The organism is Actinoplanes sp. NPDC026670 (assembly GCF_040638175.1).
Classification (GTDB): domain Bacteria; phylum Actinomycetota; class Actinomycetes; order Mycobacteriales; family Micromonosporaceae; genus Actinoplanes.
The window spans coordinates 16,082-36,853 of sequence record NZ_JBEZXU010000018.1; the positions used below are offsets into that span (position 1 = coordinate 16,082).

At 70.8% G+C, this 20,772-nt stretch carries 21 protein-coding genes; 7 read left to right on the forward strand and 14 right to left on the reverse strand.

Annotated elements, in window-relative coordinates; all coding sequences use genetic code 11:
- Positions 1-26 precede the first annotated feature (26 nt).
- Entirely contained in the window at positions 27-1,235 is a 1,209-nt protein-coding gene (locus tag AB0E94_RS19185) for an MFS transporter (RefSeq protein WP_360327831.1), read from the forward strand.
- Positions 1,236-2,289: 1,054 nt separating this feature from the next.
- Here the strand turns inward: AB0E94_RS19185 and AB0E94_RS19190 are convergent.
- The 4 genes from AB0E94_RS19190 to AB0E94_RS19205 all read right to left on the reverse strand — a co-directional run bounded on the left by AB0E94_RS19190 (position 2,290) and on the right by AB0E94_RS19205 (position 5,437).
- Positions 2,290-2,931, reverse strand: coding sequence for a haloacid dehalogenase-like hydrolase (locus AB0E94_RS19190; RefSeq protein WP_360327834.1), 642 nt, complete (start codon positions 2,929-2,931; stop codon positions 2,290-2,292).
- Between the two features lie 9 nt (positions 2,932-2,940).
- A complete protein-coding gene (locus AB0E94_RS19195; protein ID WP_360327836.1) occupies positions 2,941-3,438 on the reverse strand; it encodes a hypothetical protein in 498 nt (165 codons plus the stop codon).
- A 405-nt stretch (positions 3,439-3,843) separates the two neighbouring features.
- Positions 3,844-4,740: a hypothetical protein gene (locus AB0E94_RS19200; protein ID WP_360327839.1), complete on the reverse strand. Its 897-nt coding sequence runs from the start codon at positions 4,738-4,740 to the stop codon at positions 3,844-3,846.
- A gap of 88 nt (positions 4,741-4,828) precedes the next feature.
- Positions 4,829-5,437 carry an isochorismatase family cysteine hydrolase gene (locus AB0E94_RS19205; protein WP_360327842.1) on the reverse strand — a complete coding sequence of 203 codons (609 nt, stop codon included), beginning with the start codon at positions 5,435-5,437 and terminating at the stop codon, positions 4,829-4,831.
- 17 nt (positions 5,438-5,454) lie between these two features.
- Between AB0E94_RS19205 and AB0E94_RS19210 the strand changes: the two genes are divergently transcribed.
- The 4 genes from AB0E94_RS19210 to AB0E94_RS19225 all read left to right on the forward strand — a co-directional run bounded on the left by AB0E94_RS19210 (position 5,455) and on the right by AB0E94_RS19225 (position 10,281).
- Positions 5,455-6,411 carry a hypothetical protein gene (locus tag AB0E94_RS19210; protein WP_360327845.1) on the forward strand — a complete coding sequence of 319 codons (957 nt, stop codon included), beginning with the start codon at positions 5,455-5,457 and terminating at the stop codon, positions 6,409-6,411.
- A complete protein-coding gene (locus tag AB0E94_RS19215; RefSeq protein WP_360327848.1) occupies positions 6,408-8,591 on the forward strand; it encodes a helix-turn-helix domain-containing protein in 2,184 nt (727 codons plus the stop codon). Before AB0E94_RS19210 ends, AB0E94_RS19215 begins: the two co-directional genes overlap by 4 nt.
- 71 nt (positions 8,592-8,662) lie before the next feature.
- Entirely contained in the window at positions 8,663-9,451 is a 789-nt protein-coding gene (locus AB0E94_RS19220; protein WP_360327851.1) for an alpha/beta hydrolase, read from the forward strand.
- The gene (locus tag AB0E94_RS19225; protein WP_360327854.1) at positions 9,448-10,281 is read left to right on the forward strand and encodes an alpha/beta hydrolase; all 834 of its coding nucleotides are present in this window, start codon (positions 9,448-9,450) and stop codon (positions 10,279-10,281) included. Before AB0E94_RS19220 ends, AB0E94_RS19225 begins: the two co-directional genes overlap by 4 nt.
- On the opposite strand, the gene AB0E94_RS19230 is transcribed toward AB0E94_RS19225, so the two are convergent.
- The 7 genes from AB0E94_RS19230 to AB0E94_RS19260 all read right to left on the reverse strand — a co-directional run bounded on the left by AB0E94_RS19230 (position 10,262) and on the right by AB0E94_RS19260 (position 14,847).
- The gene (locus AB0E94_RS19230; protein ID WP_360327857.1) at positions 10,262-10,435 is read right to left on the reverse strand and encodes a hypothetical protein; all 174 of its coding nucleotides are present in this window, start codon (positions 10,433-10,435) and stop codon (positions 10,262-10,264) included. The genes AB0E94_RS19225 and AB0E94_RS19230 overlap by 20 nt on opposite strands.
- A 45-nt stretch (positions 10,436-10,480) precedes the next feature.
- Complete coding sequence (locus tag AB0E94_RS19235) at positions 10,481-10,759, reverse strand: hypothetical protein (RefSeq protein WP_360327859.1); 279 nt, start codon at positions 10,757-10,759, stop codon at positions 10,481-10,483.
- 33 nt (positions 10,760-10,792) lie between these two features.
- Positions 10,793-11,170 carry a hypothetical protein gene (locus AB0E94_RS19240; protein ID WP_360327862.1) on the reverse strand — a complete coding sequence of 126 codons (378 nt, stop codon included), beginning with the start codon at positions 11,168-11,170 and terminating at the stop codon, positions 10,793-10,795.
- Positions 11,171-11,188: 18 nt separating this feature from the next.
- Complete coding sequence (locus tag AB0E94_RS19245; RefSeq protein WP_360327865.1) at positions 11,189-11,779, reverse strand: hypothetical protein; 591 nt, start codon at positions 11,777-11,779, stop codon at positions 11,189-11,191.
- A 96-nt stretch (positions 11,780-11,875) separates the two neighbouring features.
- Positions 11,876-13,045: an RtcB family protein gene (locus AB0E94_RS19250; RefSeq protein WP_360327868.1), complete on the reverse strand. Its 1,170-nt coding sequence runs from the start codon at positions 13,043-13,045 to the stop codon at positions 11,876-11,878.
- Between the two features lie 15 nt (positions 13,046-13,060).
- Positions 13,061-13,540: a GNAT family N-acetyltransferase gene (locus AB0E94_RS19255; protein WP_360327870.1), complete on the reverse strand. Its 480-nt coding sequence runs from the start codon at positions 13,538-13,540 to the stop codon at positions 13,061-13,063.
- 62 nt (positions 13,541-13,602) lie between these two features.
- Complete coding sequence (locus AB0E94_RS19260; protein WP_360327872.1) at positions 13,603-14,847, reverse strand: MFS transporter; 1,245 nt, start codon at positions 14,845-14,847, stop codon at positions 13,603-13,605.
- A 51-nt stretch (positions 14,848-14,898) separates the two neighbouring features.
- On the opposite strand from AB0E94_RS19260, the gene AB0E94_RS19265 reads away from it, so the two are divergent.
- On the forward strand, positions 14,899-15,189 hold the full coding sequence (locus tag AB0E94_RS19265) for a metalloregulator ArsR/SmtB family transcription factor (protein WP_360327875.1): 291 nt from the start codon (positions 14,899-14,901) through the stop codon (positions 15,187-15,189).
- 104 nt (positions 15,190-15,293) lie between these two features.
- Here the strand turns inward: AB0E94_RS19265 and AB0E94_RS19270 are convergent, their stop codons facing one another.
- Complete coding sequence (locus AB0E94_RS19270; protein ID WP_360327878.1) at positions 15,294-16,706, reverse strand: RICIN domain-containing protein; 1,413 nt, start codon at positions 16,704-16,706, stop codon at positions 15,294-15,296.
- Positions 16,707-16,827: 121 nt separating this feature from the next.
- Between AB0E94_RS19270 and AB0E94_RS19275 the strand changes: the two genes are divergently transcribed.
- Positions 16,828-17,829 (forward strand): substrate-binding domain-containing protein, encoded by a 1,002-nt coding sequence (locus AB0E94_RS19275; protein ID WP_360327880.1) that lies wholly within the window; start codon positions 16,828-16,830, stop codon positions 17,827-17,829.
- 84 nt (positions 17,830-17,913) lie between these two features.
- Here the strand turns inward: AB0E94_RS19275 and AB0E94_RS19280 are convergent, their stop codons facing one another.
- Together AB0E94_RS19280 and AB0E94_RS19285 are read right to left on the reverse strand one after the other, a co-directional pair.
- A complete protein-coding gene (locus AB0E94_RS19280) occupies positions 17,914-19,005 on the reverse strand; it encodes a substrate-binding domain-containing protein (protein ID WP_360327883.1) in 1,092 nt (363 codons plus the stop codon).
- Positions 19,002-20,732 (reverse strand): heparinase II/III family protein, encoded by a 1,731-nt coding sequence (locus AB0E94_RS19285; protein WP_360327886.1) that lies wholly within the window; start codon positions 20,730-20,732, stop codon positions 19,002-19,004. The genes AB0E94_RS19280 and AB0E94_RS19285 overlap by 4 nt, the downstream gene beginning before the upstream one ends.
- Positions 20,733-20,772: the final 40 nt, after the last annotated feature.

Here is a 20,772-nt window from a genome sequence, read left to right on the forward strand (position 1 = left end):
GCCCACCTCGACTCACGGAGCCGACGTTGAAATTCCTGCTCGTCACCGTCTTCCTCGACATGCTCGGGCTCGGTCTGATCGTGCCGATCCTGCCCGCCCTGATGACCGAGGTCACCACCGATCCGGCGACCGCGGTCCTCTGGTCCGGGGTGCTCGGTTCGACCTACGGCGTGTTGCAGTTCGGGGCGTCGCCGCTGCTCGGCCGGATCTCCGACCGGTACGGCCGCCGACCCGTGCTGCTCCTGTCACTGACCTGCCTGGGCGTCGACTGGCTCGCCCACGCGTCGGCGTCCGGCCCGTGGACACTCCTGGCGTTCCATGCTCTCGCCGGGGCCTGCGCGGGAACGAACACCGTGGTCAACGCGTATGTCGCCGACGTCACCGAACCAGACGGGCGGGCCCGGGCGTACGGCCTGATCGGCGCCGCGTTCGGCCTCGGCTTCGTCGCGGGACCGGTGCTGGGCGGGCTGCTCGGCGCGGTCGACGTGCGCCTGCCGTTCCTCGCCGCCGGACTGCTCTGTTTCGCCAATGTGGCGTACGGCTGGCTCGTCCTGCCGGAGTCACGCCCCGGCGACGGCGTCACGCCGCTCACGCTGCGCGCCGCCAACCCGTTCGGCGCCATCCGGGCCGTCCTGCGCCGCCCGGTGCTGGGCCGCCTCACCTACGCCCGGCTGTGCGCCGACATCGCCCGCATGATCCACCAGTCGGTGTGGATGTTCTTCCTGACCGTCCAGTTCGCCTGGTCCACCACCCACATCGGCGTGGTCATGGCCGTCAGTGCGCTGGCCGGCGCCGCCTTCCAGTCGTGGGCGACCGGCCCGATCGTCCGCGCCCTCGGAGACCGGCGGGCCGCGGTCGTCGGCAGCCTCATCGGCGCCGTCTCCCTGGCCGGCATCGCGTTCGCATCGACGCCGTGGATGCTCTACACCTGGCAGGCGGTCGGGGTGGCCGGTTCGTTCGCCGGCGCCGCCGCCCAGTCCTGGATCTCCCGCGGCATCAGCGCCGACGAACAGGGCACCGTCCAGGGCGCGCTGACCGGCGTCAGCGCGATCGCCGAGGCCTGCGTCCCGGTCACCGCAGGCGTCATTTTCGGTTCCCTCATCGGGTACGGCCACCCGCCCCTGATCTTCGCCGCCGCCGCAGTGTTCGCCGCCGCCGCAACCTTCCTGCTGGCCACAACCGGCGAGCCGGCCAGCCCCCGCCCCAGCACGAGCCCACACCCCGAACGCCCCTGACGACGTAGCCCCGCGTCCGATCCGCCCAGACACTCGACCGCCCGGCTACCCAGTTCCAGTTCCGGGCTCGGGCATTGCCGGGCTCGAGCATTACCGCGCTCCGGCATTGCCGGGCTCGGGCATTGCCGGGCTCGGGCATTACCGCGGGCTCGGGCATTACCGGGCTCTGGCATTACCGCGCTCTGGCTTCGGCTCCGCCTCGGGGCTTCCGCCTCCGGGCTCCCGGCTCTGGGTTCCGGGCTCTGGGTTCCGGGCCTGAGTCTGGGCTCCGAGTCCGGGCTCTGGGCTCTGGGCTCTGGGCCTGAGTCTGGGCTCCGAGTCCGGGCTCCGGATCCGGGTCCCGGGGCCCGGGCCAGTTGGGTTCCGGGTTCGGGACCCGGGTTTCGGGTTCGGGTGTGGGCCAAGCCTTGGCGCCTCTTCTGGTCGCATGGGGCCGCGCGCTCGGGTCTCGGCTTGGTCCAACCTCTGCCTTGGTTCTGTGTTCCGGTTCGAGTTGCGGGCCGCTGGGCCCTCCAGGTTCTCGGTTCAACGAGGGTGGGAGTACACATAGCGCGATCGTGGGCGCGGGTCATCGCCATGACGACGACAGGCGACCGCGCAACGCTGATTGCGCGACCTGGCCTACGTGATGGCGGTGGTGAAAGCACGCGTTCCGCGATTGTGTGCGCTGATCGTCGTTGGGTCTGGTCATCCAGCGGTAGTTGTGGGTGCTCGTCGTCGTGGTCGAGATCCTTCCGGCCGTCCGGAGGCCTGCCAGGCCCACGGTGCGGCGGCGCGACAACCCTTGCCCCCGGTCGGCCATGCGGCGGGTATGGCCACGTCGTGCCGGAGATCATCCATCGCTTCGCCCGGGATGAGACGCCTCGCTCGGGATGGCGTTTCGTTCGGGATGGCGTTTCGTTCGGGATGTGGCGCTTTGCCCGGGATGAGACGCCTCGCTCGGGATGGCGTTTCGTTCGGGATGGCGCTTCGTTCGGGATGAGGCCTCGCTCGGGATGGCGCTTCGCTTGGGATGAAGACTCGGTCGGGATGAGGCGCTTCGCTTGGAGGAGGCTCAGAGAAGTCCTGTCGAGAGCAGGGGGATGACCGCCCGTAGATCGTTGCCGGTGATGGATGTGTGGGCTGCCGTCTGAGCTGCGGGGGTTGCGTTGAACGCGATAGCCAACCCGACCGTGCCGAAGAGGGGAAGGTCCGACCGGCTGTCCCCGACCGCCGCGCAGCGGGCGAGCGGCACTCCGATCTCCTCGGCGACGGCGATGGCGAAGTCACGTTTGCCCAGTTCGTCGAAGTGTTCGGTGACCTGGCCGGAGTATCGGCCGTCGACGAGCGCCAGCCGTGGGCCGCAGGCACGGTCGAAACCGAACCTGTCACACAGAAACGCGCCGACGATGTCCCAGGCGAGTGTGGCCAGTACCGGGAGCAGGCCGTTGTCCCGGCACCAGGCGACGGTCTCCGGGATGCCGCCGACCAGCGGCATCGACTCCAGGAACCCGCGCACCTCGGCCGGCGAGTGGCCCGCCCAACCTTCGGCGTCGATGACGGACACTTCCCGGTTGGTCAGGGTTCCGGCGGAATAGGCGGCCTCCGCATCCCGGACCACCGCTGCATGGCCCAGGAGCTCAGCCAGATGCTGCCCACTGCTGGTGCCGGGCACCAATGTGCCATCCACGTCGAAGAACACGACCCCACGAACCACGCTTGCACCCTAATCGTGGTGGGTGGGCTCGATTCTCTGGTCCGGGCGTAGGTCGGCTTCGAATCCGTGGTCGGCGTGGAGTGCCGGTTCGATTCCGGTGAGCATTGCGTTCAGGTGAGGTGCGCCGTTGCGAACGCGGGCGTCCGGATCGAGGGTCAATGCGTCGCACAGGAGAAGGACGGCGTCGCGTTCGTCCTCGAACGATGCGAATACGTCGAGCACCGCGGTGTGGATCCAGTCGGCCTGGTTGGCATCGGCCTCGGTGAGCGCCGAGGCGACCACCGACAATCCGGCGATGTCCTGACGGCGGAGTAGCGCCTCCGCCGTGACCCGAGTGACGAAGGTGTCGCCGGCGTCGAGCACGAGGCTCACCAGAGTCGCCCGGGCGTCCGGGTCCTCCAAGAACCGGGCCAGGCTCCGGCCCGCGTCCGCCCGGTCGCTGAAGTCGGGACTTCCCGCGAGCGCGATCAGTGCGACCGTCACCGCCCGCCTTCCCGGATTGCTCATGATCGCATTCTTCGCCACCCGTGAATCTGCCCCCAAGGGGTGTCAGCAGTGATCGTTTTCGGTCTATCGCAACTTCGAGGCCGAGATCGGAAGCGGCGGAGACCGGAGGCGGCGGAGATCGGAGGCGGCGGAGATCGAAGGTGGCGGCGATCAGGGGTAGCGGAGATCGGAGGCGGCGGCGATCGGAGGTGGCGGCGATCAGGGGTAGCGGAGACCGGAAGCGGCTGAGACCGGAGATAGCGGAGATCTGAAACGGCGGAGACCGGAGATAGCGGTGATCGGGGGTGGCGGAGATCTGAAACGGCGGAGGTCGGAACAGCTGCGGGACGGGACCGGGCGAAGGGAGAGACGCCGGCAGCCGGGGTCGACGGGACGAAGGTGGCCGTGCCGCAGCGAGGAGGCAGGTCAGCCGAGGTGGCGCAGTAACGGCTGCCAGGCGGCCACGCCCGGGCGCGGTGGGGGTGGCAGGGGGACGTCGTCGGCGGCGCAGCGTAGTAGGGCCAGCGTCATCCGGGAGCGGCGGACCATGTCCGGTGTGCGGGTTCGCCAGTCGCGGGGTAGGGTGGCCGCCTCGTCGGCGGTCATCGGCAGGGCGGCCAGGCATACCCGGGTCACCTCGCCGACCGGGACCGTGCCCGGGCGGTCCAGGACGAACCGGGACCACCGCCACGCCCACTCGTCCGCGGGCCACACCGACGCGGCGCGATCCAGGAGCCACCGGCCGTAGGCCGTCCAGATCGGACGCTGCGCCGGCTCGTCGCGGTGCAGGTTGTCGATGGTGGCGACGACGTGCGGCCAGGCGGCGGGTGGAATCCCCGGCCACTCGCTCGGCGGGCCGGCCGCCACCGTGCGTACCCGGCGGCGCAGGTGGTTGGGCGCCGGGGCGGGGCGGCTCAGCGGCGGCGCCGCCGGGATGCTGATCTTCTGGAGACGGCCGGTCTCGGCGTCGATGCAAGCCTCACTGTCCGAGGCGACGACCCGGATGTACTCCGAGCCGGGCACCGCCAGATCGCCCGGCACCAGGTCGAAGCCGGTGAGCTCGCGGAGCAGGCGTTTCCACTTCGGCGGCCGGCGCATCCGGTGTGCCTGGACCACCACGGACTGGCACTGCCACGGCTGTTGCACGGTCCAGCGGGTGAAATGGGCCTCCCACAGGCCGAAGTCGCGGACCATCCCGTGGTCGCCGATCACGGTCTGGAAGAACGGCGCATGCGCGGGGTCGTGGTTCGGCGAGACGCCATGGACACGGCCGGTGGCCAGCGCCTCCAGGCAGAGTTCGACAGCCTCGGCGCGTGTGCTCACCCCGGCAGCCTATCGGCGACGGGTCGAGACCGAAGGAACCGCGCTCAGACAGTCTCTCGGCGACGGTCGAGGCCGAAGGGATGCCGGGTCAGCCGGGCAGGCTTCCGGTGACGTCCGCGGCGGAAAGAACATTGACTCCGATCGAGGCCAGATCGGCGAGCCGCTCACCGCTTGTCTGGGACACGGCATCAAACACGATTACGGTACGGAAATCGCGCTCGCTGGCTTCAAAGAGGGTGGCCCGCGGACAGTTCGGAAGGTTGCAACCCGCCACCACGACCGTGTCCACGCCGCGCTCCCGCAGCCAGGACTCCAGATCGGTCCGGTAGAAGGCGCCCCACCGTGGCTTGAACAGCACGATCTCGTCCTCACCGACAGGCTGCGGCCGCCCGGACAGCAGCAGCGCGGGATCGAGCGTGACCGGGGCGGGAAGCCCCGCGACGATCTCCGAACCCGCGGTGCCCGGCGCGACCGGAGGATTCTCCAGAGCCCGCCGTGGAAGGTCGATGTCGGCGCTGCCCGGCGCATAGAGCCGCACGATGTGCACGATCGGCCGCCCCGCCGCACGGAACGCCGCCGCCAGCGCGCTGACCTGCGGGATGACCTCGACCGTACCGTCGATGGTGGTGAAATCGGCCTGCATGTCGATGACGACGAGGGCCGCGGAACCCCAATGCGGTGCCAGGTGATCGCTCACCTGTTTGAATCTATCCAATGCGACATGCTCTAGTCATCGGCGGCACCGGCCTGATCGGCGGGGCGGTCGCCCGCCACCTGATCGGCGCGGGCTGGCAGGTCACCGCCACCGGCCGCCGGCCCCGCCCGGTTCCGTCCGGTGCAACCCTGCTCCTGGCCGGCCACAACGATCTGCCCACCGGCACGTACGACCTGGTCGTCGACTGTGCCTGCTACACCGCCGAGCACGCCGCCCAGGTGCTGCCGCTGATGCGCGACGCCGGGTCGGCGGTGATGATCTCCAGTAAGGCCGTCTACGTGGACGCCGACGGCAACCATGTGAACTCGCCGGAACCGCCCCGTTTCGACGGCCCGGTCACCGAGGAGCAGCCGACCCTGCCGCCGGGCGACATGGACTTCGATTCGGCCGAGGGCTACGGCCCGAACAAGGTGGCCGCCGAGCAGCTGCTGCTGGACAGTGGCGCCCCGGTGACCGTGCTGCGCCCGTCGAAGGTGCACGGCGCCGGCGCGGACCCGGCCCGCACCTGGTTCTTCCTGAAGCGGGCCCTGGACCGCCGCCCGTTCGTGCTGCTCGCCGACGGTGGCCGGGGCGTCGACCACACGTCGGCCGCCGCGAACATCGCCGCCCTGGTCGCGTGTGCCGCGGACGATCCCGGCCGCCGGATCCTGAACGCCGCCGACCCGGACGCCCCGGACGGCCTGACCATCTCCCGGGTGATCGCCGGCCTGGCCGGGCACACCTGGACGGAGATCGACGACGAGACCGGATGGCACCCGTGGCACCGGGTCCCGCCGATCGTGCTGGACATGACCGCGGCCGGGCGGCTCGGGTACCGGCCGGCCGGTGACTTCGCGACGACGGTCACCGAGGAGGTCGACTGGCTGTTGCGGAACCGGCCGGACGATCCCGAGGGCTGGTTCGACTATCCGGCCGAGGACGCGCGGATCCGGGCGGGATCTAGATTGGACGTGTGACGGGGTTCGGGGGACGGCTGCGTTCGTTGCGTCGCGGGGCCGGGCTGACGATGGAACAACTGGCCGAGGCGTCGGGGGTGAGTGTCCGGGCGATCAGCGACATGGAACGCGGGCACAGCCGAGCGCCTCAGCCCCGTACCCTCGCGGCTCTCGCCTCTGCTCTGGGAGTGACCGACGAGGAGCACGATCTGCTCGCCGGGTCGGCCCGCGCCCAGCGGATGAAGACGGTCCGGCCGCGGCTGTGCGAGCCGCCCCGGGCCGTCGACGACTTCGTCGGCCGCGCCGCTGAAATCGGTCAGATCCTCAAGCACGGCGACAAGATCGTCGTCGTGCACGGCCAGCCGGGCGTCGGGAAGACGGCGCTGGTGGTGCGGGCCTCGGCCGACACCGACGCGGCCGACGGACGGCTGTACCTGGATCTTCGCGGCGTCGACCCGGAGCCCCTCGAACCCGGCGAGGCCGCCCGCCAGCTGCTGCGTGCCCTCGACGTCAGCCCCCGGCGGATCGCCGACGACCCCGACGAACGCTGTAGCCAGATCCGCGCCGAACTCGGCGAACGCCGCTGCCTGCTGATCCTCGACAACGCCGCCGACGAGGCCCAGTTGCGCCCGCTGCTGCCCGGCCCCGGCGGCAGCACCGTCCTGATCACCAGCCGCCGCATGCTCGGCGGCCTGGAGGGTGTGCTGCGGATCGGGCTGGACCCGCTGGCCCCGGACGAGTCGGCGGGCCTGCTCCGCTCGATCGCCGGGCAGGCCGGCGACCCGTCCGCGGCCGGGCAGGTCGACGAGGTGGCCCGGCTCTGCGGCCACCTGCCGCTGGCGCTGCGGATCGCCGGCACGCGACTGGCCACCCGTACCGCCTGGACCGTCGGCAACCTGCTGGACCGGCTCGCCGACGCTGACCGGCGCCTGGCCGTGCTGAGCACCGGCGACACCGGGGTGGCGGCCGCGTTCGCCCTGTCGCACGCCCAGCTCTCCGGGGAGGGCCGGGCGCTGTTCCGGCGGCTCGCGCACGTCCCGGGCCTCGACTTCACCGCCCCGATCGTGGCCGTCCTCACCGGATCCGGGCCGCACGACGCCGAGGACCGCCTCGACGAGCTGGTCGAGCTGGGCCTGCTCCAGGCCGAAGGCGCCGACAGGTACCGCTTCCACGACCTGATCCGCCTGTTCGCCGCGGAACGCCTGCGCGTCGAGGAACCGGCGGGCGCCCGGGCCGCCACCCGCCAGCGGATGATCCGCTGGCTGCTGGAGACGGCGATCGTGGCCGGCCGCTGGTTCGAGCCGGGGTACGGCGCCCGGCCCGACGACTGGGCCGGCATCGTGCCGCTGGACAGCCTCGAGGAAGCCGCCGCGTGGCTCCAGGCCGAGACCGGCAACTGGCTCGGCGGGCTGCGCGACTGCGCCGACGACCAGCTGATCGTCGACGTGGCCGAGGCGCTGCACTGGTTCTCCGACACGATGAGCAGCTGGCCCGGCTGGTACGACGTGTACCGCCTGTCCCGGGACGCGGCCGCCCGGCTGCCCGATCCACTGCAGACGGTCGTGCACCTCAACTATTTCGCTTGGGCGGCGGTCGTCTGCGCCCACCGTTACGAGGAAGGGGGTGACGCCGCGCGCGCTGCCTACCGGCTCGCCGCCGAGCTGGGCGATCTGAGCGAGCAGAGCTGGGCGCTGCAATACGAGGGAGACGCCTGGCGGTACACCGGACATCATGAGCGGGCGCTGGCCGCCTACGCCCGGGCGCTGCCTCTCGCCGAGGCCAGCGGGGATCACGACTGTTACCTGCAGTTGCATCTCGGTGTCGGGCTGGCGCTGCGTAACGACGGCCGGTACGAGGAGGCGCTTGAGCATTTCCGTCAGACTCTGCGCGAGAGCGAGACCAGGCCGGTGACACCCCGTTCCGCCTTCGCGGCCCGGACCGTCGGCAGCACCGGTCTCGTGCATACTCTCGTCGACCTCGGCCGGTTTGATGAGGCCCTGGCGAGAAGCGAAGCCGCGATGGCGCTCGCCATCGAGTTCGGCGAGTCCGGCCGCATCGGACAGGCCCACCTGGCCGCCGGTCTCGCCTATGCCGGCCTCGGGTTGGTGGAACAGGCCAGGTTCGACCTGGAATGTGCGGTCCGGCTGCTCGGGCGGGGGCCGCTGCTGAAACTCGCCGTGGAACGGCTCACCACACTCTGACCCGAGCGCTGCCGGTTTCTGCCGGTCGTTCCGCATGGTCCGGGACGCCGCCGGACGGTTGGCTCAAGGGCATGAGTTCCGTTTCCCGCCGTACCGTTCTGGCCGGCACCGCGGCCGCAGCCGTGGCCGTCGCCGCCACCGGTGCCCCGGCCGCCGCAAGCGGCCCCAAGGTCAAGCCCACCATCGTTCTCGTGCACGGCGCGTTCGCCGACGCCGCCGGCTGGTCCGGTGTCCTCAAGCGACTGATCCGGGCCGGCTATCCGGTCCTCGCCCCGGCGAACCCGCTGCGCGGTGTCGCCTCCGACGCCGCCTACCTGAAGAGTGTCCTCAAGACCATCACCGGGCCGATCGTGCTGGTCGGACACTCGTACGGCGGTGTCGTCATCACCAACGCGGCCACCGGCGTGGAGAACGTCAAGGCGCTGGTGTACGTGGCCGCGTTCGCCCCGGACGCCGGGGACGACGTGTACCACCTGCAGAACCGGTTCCCCGGCACCGAACTGACCCTGGACGCCCTCGACTTCCGGGAGCACCCCGGCGGGGTCGACGGTTACGTCAAACGGGAGTTCTTCCACCGGGTGTTCGCCGGCGACCTGTCACCGGCCGAGGCCGACGTGCTGTGGGCCACCCAGCGGCCCGGCGACACGAGCACCCTGCAGACCCCGTCCGGCGAGCCGGCGTGGAAGACCATCCCGTCGTACTTCCTCGTCGCCAAGGACGACAGGCTGATCCCGGCGGCCGTGCAGCGGTTCATGGCTGAGCGCGCGGGCGCCCGTACCGTCGAGATCTGCTCTTCGCATGTCGCTTTGATCTCCCAGCCCAAGGCAGTCGCCGACCTGATCGAGAGGGCCGCCCGATGAGTTTCGTGACCACCTCCGACGGCACGCACATCTTCTACAAGGACTGGGGCGCCGGCCGTCCGGTCGTGCTCAGCCACGGCTGGCCGCTGAACTCGGACAGCTGGGAGGCGCAGCAGCTGTTCCTGGCGAACAACGGCTACCGGGTGATCGCCCACGACCGCCGCGGGCACGGCCGGTCCAGCCAGACGTGGCACGGCAACGAGATGGACACGTACGCCGACGATCTCGCCGCCGTTCTGGATGCTCTGGATCTCCGGGAGGTCACCCTGGTCGGCTTCTCCACAGGTGGTGGCGAGATCACCCGCTACCTCGGGCGGCACGGGAGCGCCCGGGTCGCGCAGGCGGTGCTGGTCTCCGCGGTGCCGCCGCTGATGGTCCGCCAGGACGACAACCCGGGCGGTGTGCCGATCGAGGTGTTCGACGGCATCCGGGCCGGGTCTGCCGCCGATCGTTCTCAGCTGTACAAGAACCTCGCCGACGGCCCGTTCTTCGGCAACAACCGGCCCGGCGCCGAGGTGTCCGAGGGCATCCGCCAGGCGTTCTGGCTGCAGTCGATGGCCGCCGGGCACCGCAACGCCTACGAGAGCATCGCGGCGTTCTCGGCCACCGACTTCCGTGACGACCTGGCGAGGTTCGACGTGCCGACACTCGTCATCCACGGCGACGACGACCAGGTGGTGCCGTTCGAGGTCGGCGGCAAGGCGTCCGCCGAGCTGGTCAAGGACGCCCGGCTGATCGTCTACCCGGGCGCGCCGCACGGCATCACCGACACCCACAAGCAGCAGCTCGGCGACGACCTGCTGGCGTTCCTCAAGGAGTACGACGCCTGACCGCGCCGGCGGCCTCCGCTTCGGTGGGGGCCGCCGCCGTGCTCGCCGGGTGCCGGGGCAGCCGGCTGATGTCCGGCTTCGGCTCGCGGAACGCCTCGGCCAGCTTGTCCCCGTGGATCTTCTTGGGCGCTTCCGGTACGTGTATCTCTCCCATACCTCCATGGTCGGCCCGCCCGGACGCTCAGGAGACCGTTTTCGGTCAGCCCGGCTCCAGCTCCGCCCGGTGCCGTGACGTCCAGTCGTGCACGGCCCGGATCTGCTCGACGGTCCCGCCGTCCCGTAGCCGGATCATGGCCGCGTCACCGGTTTCGGCCGCGGCGAGGATCCCGCGCCAGGTCGCCTCCTGCCACTCCAGGATCGTGTCGACGAGCACGGCCCGGTCGGCGGGCCCGAGCCGGTAGCCGTCGACGATTCCGCGGACCCGCTGTCCCGCCCCGGCCGCGCCCAGCCCTCCGAACTGCCAGCACGCGTGGGCCACGTCCTGCACCCGGCGGCCCGGCGACGCGTCGTCTCAGTCGATGAACGCGACCGGCTCGGCGCCCCGGTAGACGGTGTTCTTCGGGGACAGATCGTGGTGGCAGACCACCTCCTGATCCCCGGCCAGCGCGGTGCCCGCGGTCAGATCGTGGAACTCCCGGATCAGCCGCCCCACCGCCGCCAACCCGAAGTCGGGGGCCCGCTCCCACGGCACCGTGCCGTCCAGGAACTCCAGCACGTCCCGCCCGCGGTCGTCGCCGCCCAGGAACCGGGGCGCGCCACGCCAGCCGGACCGCTCGAAGAACAACAGCAGCTCGTGCACGAACCCCGGATCGCGCGGCGGCTGTTTCCGCACGGTTCCATCCACCCGGACCGCGCCCGCCACGAAACCGCCTGCCAGCGCCTCTTCCACGCGGTCGACCGTACCGCCTCAGCCGCTGGTTATCGGTTTTGTCAGATAGACGCAGGTCAGAGCCGCCTGGGCGGGCTTGCCGGTGATCATCTCGCGGATCTCCGGGTCGTCGGTCTTCGGCATCTTGCAGGACTTCCGGGCCTCGGAGATCACCCGCAGCGCCTCGGCGATCTCGGTCTCCCGCTGCGGGCAGCGGTACTCGACGTCCAGATGCACGTCGGCGAGCGTGCCGTCGTCGGTGTTGACCGCCACCCAGCCCGCGAACTCCTCCCGATCCCAGCCGCAGACCTGCTCGGCCACCTCTTCGATCTCGGCGAAACCGGTGTCCGACAGGTGATGGCCGATCTGCCCCTCGAGGGCCTTCCGGTAGCCGTCGGCGTCGTAGAGGGCCTCGGCGACCGGCTCGTTGACCACCGGACCGGCCGGCGCCGAATAGCCGGCGGGCGCGGTCACCGGCTGGGCCGGCGACCGCAACACACCGGTCTGGGTGACACCGGCGGCGACAGCGCCGGCCAGAGCCAGCAACACCACAGCCGTACGGGTACGGCGGGACGTCCGGCGTCGGTGCAGCGCGCGGCGGGTGTGAACGCCCCGGTACCGCTCCTCCATCCGATGTTCCCCTCCGCCTCCGCCGGTCAGCCGTTCCACCAGTCCATTCGGCCGGTCGGGCGCGCTGCGAAGGAGTTCGGGGCAGATGTCACATCGTCAGTCGCCCTTCACGTTCACGATCTGGCGCAGCATGTGCCGGACCTCCACCAGGTCGTCGGCGTCCCGCATCACGACGTCGATCGGCTTGTACGCCTGCGGGATCTCATCGAGGAACGCGTCGGTGTCGCGGAACTCGATGCCCTTCATGGCGGTGCGCAACTGGTCGCGGGTGAAGGTCTTCCGGGCTTTGGTACGGGAATACGCCCGGCCCGCCCCGTGCGGCGACGAATTCAGGGATGTGGTGTCGCCCTTGCCGACCACCACGTACGACGCGTCGCCCATCGAACCGGGAATCAGGCCCGGCACACCCTTCGCCGCGTTGATGGCGCCCTTACGGGACAGCCACACCGTCTCGCCGTAGTGGGTCTCCTGCTCGGTGTAGTTGTGGTGACACTGAACCCGTTCACGCTGCTCGACCGGCCCGCCGACGAACCCGCCGAAACAGGCGATCACCCGGTCCATCATCTCGTCCCGGTTGAGCAGCGCGAAGTTCTGCGCCCACCGCAGCTCACGCAGATACGCGTCGAACTGTTCGGTGCCCTCCTCCAGGTAGGCCAGGTCGCGGTCGGGCAGCGTGACGCCGCGTTCGGCGATCAGATCCTGTGCCACCCGGATGTGATGGGTCGCGATCTTGTTGCCGACGCCCCGCGAACCCGAGTGCAGGAACAGCCAGACCGCGCCCTTCTCGTCGTGGCACACCTCGATGAAGTGGTTGCCGCTGCCCAGCGAGCCGAGTTGCAAGGTCCAGTTGCGGGCATACCCGGCGGGGTCGAAACCGGCGGCCTCCGCCTCCGCGGTCAGCCGCTCCACCCGCTGCTTCGCTGAATCGGTCAGGTTCGAGTTGTACGACCCGGCCGACAGCGGGACGGCCTGCTCGATCGATGTCCGTAGCCGGCTCAGGCTGCCGCGCAGGTCGTCCCGGTGGTACTGGGTGCGCACGGCGGCCATCCCGCAGCCGATGTCCACACCCACCGCGGCCGGGATGATCGCCCCCAGCGTCGGGATCACCGAGCCGACCGTGGCGCCCTTGCCCAGGTGCGCGTCGGGCATCAGTGCGATGTGCGGGTGGATGAACGGCAACTGGGACGCCTTCTCGGCCTGCCGCAGAGTCTCCTCTTCGAGGATGCTGGCCCAGCTGATCAGCCGGTCATTGATCTTGCGCATCATGGTTCCACCGTATGGTCAGAGCGTTTTCAGGTCGCGGATGTGCCGGATGCCGCCCCGGTCCGAATCGCCGGACACCTGGAACCCCGTCGCGCGGAGCACCGCGAGCGAGGCCAGGTTGGTCCGGCCGGCGCCAGCGGTCAGCGTGGTCAGCCCATAGTCGTCGCGGGCCAGGTCGATCACCCGGCGAACCCCGAGTTTGGCCAGCCCACGGCCGGTGACCCGCTCGGCCAGCCGGTAGCCGAGCTCGGCGCTGCCGTCCGCGACGTCGACCAGGTTGAACCGGCCCACGATGGCGCCCTGCTCGTCGACCAGCGCGTGGAAGTGGCAGGTCCCGGCCTCCTGCTCGGCGATCAGCGCGGCGTGCCGCTCATCGAAGCGCGCGAAATACTCGTCGCCGCGGTCGTCGATGGTGCGCGCGAAGAACTCCCGGTTGGCCAGCTCGAACTCCAGCAGTGCCGGTGCATGGTCAGGTCGTACTCGCTGAAGCTCGAACACGCCGCCATCCTAGGCAGCCCGCGGCTGCCCGCGCCTGCGAGTTTCCCGGCCCTGAGCGCCTGTCAGCCGAAGGTCAGGGAGGCTCCGGAGTGGCCCACCCGGTGGGTCAGGTGGGCGCCGGTGCGGTGGTAGGCGACTGCGGTGGTGGCTGCTATCGCGGCCAGGGTGATCCACAGGGCGGCCGGGTTGATCGACAGCAGGGTGCCTACCAGTAGTGGGGCCAGGGCGCTCGAAACGCCCCACGCCAACTGGTAGACGGCGGTGTATCGGCCGGTCAGGTGAGGTGGGGCCAGGGCCAGCGGTACGGCGTCGGCGGTCGGCTCGTAGAACGCCTGCGCCAGGGCCAGCACCATCGTCGCGGTGAGGGCGGCCGGGACCGGGCTCGATCCGGCTGTGATGAAGAGCAGGCAACCGGCCGACCAGAGCAGGCAGGCCAGGGCGAGCACACGCAGGCGGCCGGTGCCCCGGGTCAGGTGGGGTGTGCGGGTCATCGCCAGCGCCACGAGGCCGGTGAGCAGGCCGGCGGCCAGTCCGGGTAGCCATGCGGGGCCGTGTACCGAGTCGATCAGGTAGACCGGCATGGCGATGACCGGGGCCGAGACCAGCAGGGTGCAGGCGGTGTTGAGCGCGGTGAGCCGCAGGAGTGCGCGGTCACGTAGCACCGTCCGGTAGGAGGCTCGGCCGGTGTGGGCGGAAGCAGCGGTGCGGCCCGGCGGGGCGGTAGAGGCCGACGGGATGGTGCGGCGCAGCGCGGCGGTGGCGACGGTGGTGAGGACGCCGGCCAGGGCGTAGGTCGCGGTGTCGACGGCCAGCATGATGATCAGGCCGTGGTGGCGGTCCAGGGTGAGGACCACGGACGCGGCGAAGCCGCCGAGCATCACCCCGGCCAGGCGGGCACTTCGCAGGTAGCCGAGCCAGCGTTCGGCGCGGTCGGCGGTCACCGCGGCGACCAGTGGGGCGAACGAGGACCAGAACATCCGGGCCGAGGCCACGCCCAGCACTGACGCCAGGCTGAACACCCACAGGTCGCGGGCGGTAAGCAGGATCAGGCCGCCCAGCACGGCCACGGCGTTGGCCAGGACCACCACTCGGGCGGGGCCCAACCGGTCGACCAGGGCTCCGGCGAGTGGCCCGGCGGCCAGGGCCACGGTGCCGGCCACCCCGATCGCCGCCCCCGCGACGGCGAGTGGGAGGCCGGCCACCTCATGGGCGTACAGCAGGCCGAACGGGCCGAACAGGCCGCTGCCGAGAGCGTCGAGGGTCATCGCGGTGGCGAGTAATCGCAGTCGCGGAGAGCTGAGATTCATAGGCGAGAGCCTATATAGGGAAGTTGCTAAATATCAAGGTAGGATTCGCCTGTGACGATCTCTGACGAGCTTCCGGTACGGCTGCGGGCGCTTGCCCACCCGGTGCGGCTGGGCATCCTGCGGGAGCTGTTCGAGCAGGGTGAGGTGTGTGCCTGCGACCTGGGCACGGCGTTCGGGGTCAGCCAGCCGACGATCTCCGAGCATCTGCGGGTGCTCCGGCAGGCCGGGCTCGTGCAGACCCGGCGCGACGGCACGAAGATCTGCTACTCACCGGACGGGTCGGCGCTCGACGCGGTCACCACGGCGCTCGACGGGCTCCGGCCGGCTGCCGTCACCCGGTGACCGACGGCTCCAGCCCGCAGCTCGCGCTGCGGCCTGGAGCCGGGATCACGTCGCGTCGTGGTTCCGGGACGGCGTGAAATTGACGGGGCTGTCCACGCCGTACCCTATGAGGTTGTTCTTGACCATTGCTGGTTGGTGCCGGAACCGCAGGTGTACTGCTGGATGTCGGCGCCGTCGGCGGTGTTGGCCGAGACGACGTCGAGGCATTTTCCGGAATGCCGGGCCTTGATCTGGAAATAGCTGCCGGTCGCGGCCCACTGCCATTGCTGGTTGGTGCCGTTTCCGCAGGTGTACTGGATGATGTTGGCGCCGTCGGCGGTCGATGACGAGGCCACGTCGAGGCATTTTCCGCTGTGCTGGGCGACGATCTGGAAATAGCCGCTGCCGGCGTCCCGGAATTCGAACTTCTGGTTTCCGCCGCTGTTCCAGGTGTATTGCTTGATTTCGGCGCTGTTGGCCTGTGAGGCGCTCACCACGTCCATCACCTTGCCGCTGTTACGGTTGGTGATCCGGTAATAGGTGGCCGCGTTCCCGGTGATCGTGCCCGCCGCGGCGTCCACCGTGATCGTCGGGTACCAGGACAGCGACATCGACGTGGAGCTCGGGAAACTGATCGGCAGCCAGACGTAACGGGAATCGTTGACCGGTCCGGACCACGCGCCGGCCCAGCGGTCGCCCATGTAGAGGTAGCTGGTGCCGGACGTGCCGGTGATCGGCAGGACGTACGCCGGCTGCGAACCGTAGCTGGTCGAGTCGCCGACGTTCGTCCAGCCCGACCAGGGGCCGCTGATGCTGGTGGCGGTGGCGTACTTGGACTGGTTCGGGTTCCAGCCGGACGTGCCCGACGTGACCAGGAAGTAGACGCCGTTGCGCTTGAACATGGCCGGCGCCTCCCGGGTCGCGTCGTCCCAGAAGTTGCCGACGACCGTGGAGACCTGGAGGAAGTCGGCGGTGAGGCGGTAGATCATCAGGTCCCGGTTCTCGTCGGCGGCCGAGATCATGTACGCCGTGCCGCCGTCGTCGTAGAGCGTGATGTCCCGCGACATGTAGGTGCCGAACGGCCGGAAACTGCCGTGGTAGGTGTACGTGCCGTCGATCGTCGCCGACGATGCCACCGCGGCCCGCGCCTCGCCGTAGTCCGTCCCGTTCTCCTTGTGCATCCACATCACGTAGCGCCCGGTCGACGCGTTGTAGATGACCTTCGGCCGTTCGATCTTGGCGCTGCCCAGTTCGGACGCCGACGACGAGGTGAGCACGTTGTTGCGGAACTCCCAGTTGCGCAGGTCGGTCGACCGGTAGACGGAGACCGCCCGGAACGTGTCGTCGGCGTTGCGGTTCTCTCCGAACCAGTACCAGTAGGCGCCGACCTTGAGCACCCCGCCGCCGTGGGCGTGCACCCCGGCCCCGGACGTGTCGGTGAACTGAACCCCGTTGGTGATCGTGACCGGCGCGGCCTGCGCCGGCGCCGGCAGCACCACGATCAGCAGGAAGGCCGCGACGGCGGCGAGAAGTCTCATCCAGGACCCCGATCGATGCGTAAGAATGTGCGTAACGTCTTCGTAAACGGTCGGAAACGGTGATGCCATGGTGCGATCCCGATCGGTCGCAAACGCAACCAATCGAACAGCGCTGTTCCAGGTGCAGAGGCACGAGCGGCTGCTCACCGAGTTGCGACGCTGCGGCGCGGTCCGCGTCAGCGACCTGGCCCGCGATCTCGGCGTGAGCGAGCTGACCATCCGCCGCGACATCACCGCCCTGGCCGCCCGCAACCTGTGCCACCGCGTCCACGGCGGCGCCACCCTGCCGGCCCCGGCCCGGCCGTCCCCGGTGCAGAAGACCGCGTTCACGATCGGCATGGTCGTGCCCTCGCTGGACTTCTACTGGCCGCCGATCGTGGCCGGCGCCCGCGCCGCCGGCGCCGCCCTCGGTGTCAACGTGCAGCTGCGCGGCTCCAGCTACGACCCGGAGGAGGACCGGCGGCAGATCAGCCGGCTCGTCGACGCCGGCCAGGTCCAGGGTCTGCTGCTGGCCCCGAGCCTGGAAGGCGCCGAAGCCGATCGGACCCTGAACTGGATCAGCCGCCTGCCCGTTCCGACGATCCTCGTCGAACGTCAGCCCCGCGGCTGGACCAGCACCCCGCGGCAGATCGAATGGGTACGCAGCGACCACGCCCTCGGCCTGGAGATCGCCGTCCACCACCTGTACGAGCAGGGCCACCGCCGGATCGGCCTGCAACTGTCCGGCGGCAGCCCCACCTCGATGTATCTGCTCCAGGGCTGGCACCGGGCCTGCGCCGACCTGGGCATCCCCGGCGACGCGGTGAACGCCGGCCGGGCCGGGCTGTCCGCCCTGATCGTGCACAGCGACCCGCAGGCCATCGCGATCGCCCGCAACGCCGCCGACCAGGGCATCCGCATCCCCGACGACCTGGCGATCGTCTCCTACGACGACGAGGTGGCCCACCTGGCCGAACCGGCGCTGACCGCGATCCGCCCACCCAAGAACCACGTCGGCCGGCTCGCCGTCGAGCTCATGGTCTCCCGCCTCCTGGACGGCGACAAACGCCCGGTGCAGGGCGTTCTCGTCGCCCCGGACCTGGTGGTCCGGCAATCCTCACTGTCCCGAAAAATTCGGGTATGACCCGCTCATCACGCGCCGCCAAACCGTGAGCCGTCGCCCACGGTGGTTTCGCGGCGTGCTTTCCCGTCGTGAGCGACGGCTGGGCTATGGGCGGTTCGGGGCGGCGGCGGAGTCGCGGATGCGCAGCGCGGGGCTTATCACGATGCGGTGGGTGGGGCGCTGCGGGTCGGACAGGCGGTCGGCGGCCAGGCGGACCGCCGCCCGGCCGATCGAGCCCCGAGGCGGCCGGACCGCGGTCAGCGCCGGGCTGAACAGCCCCGCCACCTCGTCGTCGTAGGCGATCACCGACAGATCGCCGGGCACCGACAGGTGGCGTTCCTCGCAGCGCTGCACCAGCGCGATCGCCTCCGCGTCGGCGTGCACCAGCAGCGCCGTGGTCCCGGTCGACAGGGCCTGGTCGAGGGCTTTGTCGAGGGCGTCCTTGCTGTCCGGGGTGCGCGCGTCGGGGACCTGCTCGTCGACGGTGCCGGTGACGTCGAGGCCGAGCTCGGTGACCGCCTCGTGCCAGCCGCGGTGGATGTGCGGGCTGGTCGGGCTGAGCGCGGCCAGCACCACGCCGACCTTGCGGTGGCCCAGGCCGGCGAGGTGACGGACGGCCATGCCGGCGCCCTGCGCGTGGTCGGACACGACCGATTCGAGGTGGGCGTGGTGCGGCCCGGCGGTGGCGGTGCGTTCCAGCAGGACGACCGGCATGCCGAGCCCGGCCAGCCATTCGATGGTCTGCTGGGCGGTCGGCGCGTCCATCCGCGGGGCCACGATCAGCGCGTCGACGCCCTGGTCGACGAGCCGGTTGAGCTGGGGCCGGTCGTCCTCGGTCTGGTAGGAGGAGCCGCGCAGCACGATCCGCAGGTCGAGCTCGCGCGCGGTCTCCTCGGCGCCGCGGGCCACGTGCGGGTAGTAGTAGTCGAGCGACGGCACCAGCATGCCGATGCTGCCGCTGAACACGTCCTCACTGTCGCGCTGGTCGTCGCCGCTGGGCAGGGCGACCCCGCCGTGCACCCGGCGGACCAGGCCCTCGGAGGCGAGCTGCGCGATGTCCCGGCGGATCGTGACCGTGGAGGCGCCGAGCGCATCGGTGAGGTCGGAGACCCGTAGCACGCCGTCGCGCTGCAACTGTTCCAGCAGCCGCGCCCGGCGGGCCACCTGCAACGGCCCCCGCTTGTCTGTGTTGCTCACCGTCTCTCCTTCACGGTCAGTTCGAGGGTACCGACGGGACCCAGGGTGGTGACGTCGATGTCGAGGCGGGTCAGCCGGTCGCCCCACACGTCGGTGAGCATCGGGTCGTCGAGTCGCCGGCTGGTGACCTCGCAGGGCCGGTCGCCCCAGGTCACCGTCACGCCGTTGATGTCGGCGCCGCCGCCGGTGAGGGTGACCTCGCCGGCCGCGATCAGGTGGAGCACGGTCCGCCCGGCGCCGGGCGACAGCTCCCACGAGTCACGGATGGTGATCGTGCCGGTGTTGCGGTCCAGCCGGGCGGCACGCACCCAGCGCCTGATGTCGTCGCGGGGGTAGGCCCCGGCCAGGTCGAGGGTGAACGACCCGGATTCGGGGTCGGCGACCACGTCACGGGCTGCGAACGACCGGCCGGCGGCCTGTTCCGTGCCCCGGATCGACGGGGTGTTGTGCCAGGTCGATCGCATGGTCCAGATCTCGTACCGCCGGGGTCCGAAGGTCTGCGCGGTGTAGGTGGGCCGCCCCGGGTCGACCAGGACCGGCACCCCGTCGCGGGCCACGATGAAGCTGCCGACGTCGTTGTGGTTGTGGTTCTCGCCGTTGTGGCCGCCTTTGATCGCCAGGGTCAGCCCGGCGGCGCTGCCCGCGGCGGGGCGGGCCAGCAGCACCTGCGTGGACGGGAACCACACGTCACGGGGCAGCGGCGACGCTCCCGGGGCGGCGGCGATCCAGTCCTGGTCGACGACCGCCTGGAGCAGGTAACCGAGGCCGTGGCTCTCGTGGGCGACCGCCTCGCCGGGCCGCCGGTGGGTGGCGGCGTGGGCGCGGGCGTCACGGGCGCCGACCACACCGGCCAGCCGGTGCAGCACGTGCCACGGCTGGTGTGGTGACGGCCGCGCGGGTCCGTCGGCGTGGTTGAGATACCAGGGTCCGCCCAGGTGGACGCGATGCGGGAAGTCGATCAGCGCCGGGTCGAGGTCGTGGCCGAGCCGTTCCAGGGTCTCCAGGTACGGCAGCGCGCCGTGCCACCAGTAGTGGTAGCCCTCGTCGATGGCGCCGTCGGCGGGCACGGCCGCGCCATACCGGCCGATCCCTTCGATGACCAGGTCGGTCAACGGACCGGAGAAGCCCAGCAGGGTCGCGGCGATCAGCACGTTGCTGTGGATCCACGGGTTCCAGTTGTGCACGTGACCGTCGAGACCGAGCCAGCTCCAGTCGCGCCGCTCGATGAAGGGCTGGAGCACTCGCACCGAGACCTCGTGCCGGATGCGGGCGCGCAACCCCGGATAGCGCTCGTCGAGCTGCGCGCCGAGCACGTGATCGGTCCATGCCAGGTCGGCCGCGACCTCACCGGCGCCCAGGTCGACGTAGGGGTCGGTGACCGTCGGCAGCACCGAGCCGTGCCGGGTGAACGTGTCGTCGTGGGCCGGCCAGCACCAGGTGCTCTGCTCGCAGAAGAGGGTGACCCCGTCGGCCACCTCGTCGAGCCAGACCGGGTCGAGGGTGGCCGCGGCCAGCACCACGGCCCGGGCCAGCCGCTGGTGCCGGCCCCAGATGGCCTGCTCGTAGGTGTCCCGGTCGCCGTCGCGGAAGTAGCGGGCGAAGTCGCGGGCCAGGGGAGTGGGCCAGGGCGTGCCGAGGGTGGCGCGGGCGCGCTCGGACAGCTCGTGGAGGGTCGGCTCGTCCGCCGTCCGCCACACCGCGCGGTCGGTCGCCGGTGGCACGTACATGGTCCCCTCCCCGTGATCGAAAGCGATCGTATCAGATCAC

Excerpts from the sequence above, each read along its gene's own strand:
- AB0E94_RS19195 (WP_360327836.1), bottom strand. The coding sequence starts at position 3,438 with ATGAGCAATCCGGGAAGGCGGGCGGTGACGGTCGCACTGATCGCGCTC.
- AB0E94_RS19210 (WP_360327845.1), top strand. The coding sequence starts at position 5,455 with ATGCGACATGCTCTAGTCATCGGCGGCACCGGCCTGATCGGCGGGGCG.
- AB0E94_RS19220 (WP_360327851.1), top strand. The coding sequence starts at position 8,663 with ATGAGTTCCGTTTCCCGCCGTACCGTTCTGGCCGGCACCGCGGCCGCA.
- AB0E94_RS19225 (WP_360327854.1), top strand. The coding sequence starts at position 9,448 with ATGAGTTTCGTGACCACCTCCGACGGCACGCACATCTTCTACAAGGAC.
- AB0E94_RS19230 (WP_360327857.1), bottom strand. The coding sequence starts at position 10,435 with ATGGGAGAGATACACGTACCGGAAGCGCCCAAGAAGATCCACGGGGAC.
- AB0E94_RS19245 (WP_360327865.1), bottom strand. The coding sequence starts at position 11,779 with ATGGAGGAGCGGTACCGGGGCGTTCACACCCGCCGCGCGCTGCACCGA.
- AB0E94_RS19250 (WP_360327868.1), bottom strand. The coding sequence starts at position 13,045 with ATGATGCGCAAGATCAATGACCGGCTGATCAGCTGGGCCAGCATCCTC.
- AB0E94_RS19260 (WP_360327872.1), bottom strand. The coding sequence starts at position 14,847 with ATGAATCTCAGCTCTCCGCGACTGCGATTACTCGCCACCGCGATGACC.
- AB0E94_RS19270 (WP_360327878.1), bottom strand. The coding sequence starts at position 16,706 with ATGAGACTTCTCGCCGCCGTCGCGGCCTTCCTGCTGATCGTGGTGCTG.
- AB0E94_RS19285 (WP_360327886.1), bottom strand. The coding sequence starts at position 20,732 with ATGTACGTGCCACCGGCGACCGACCGCGCGGTGTGGCGGACGGCGGAC.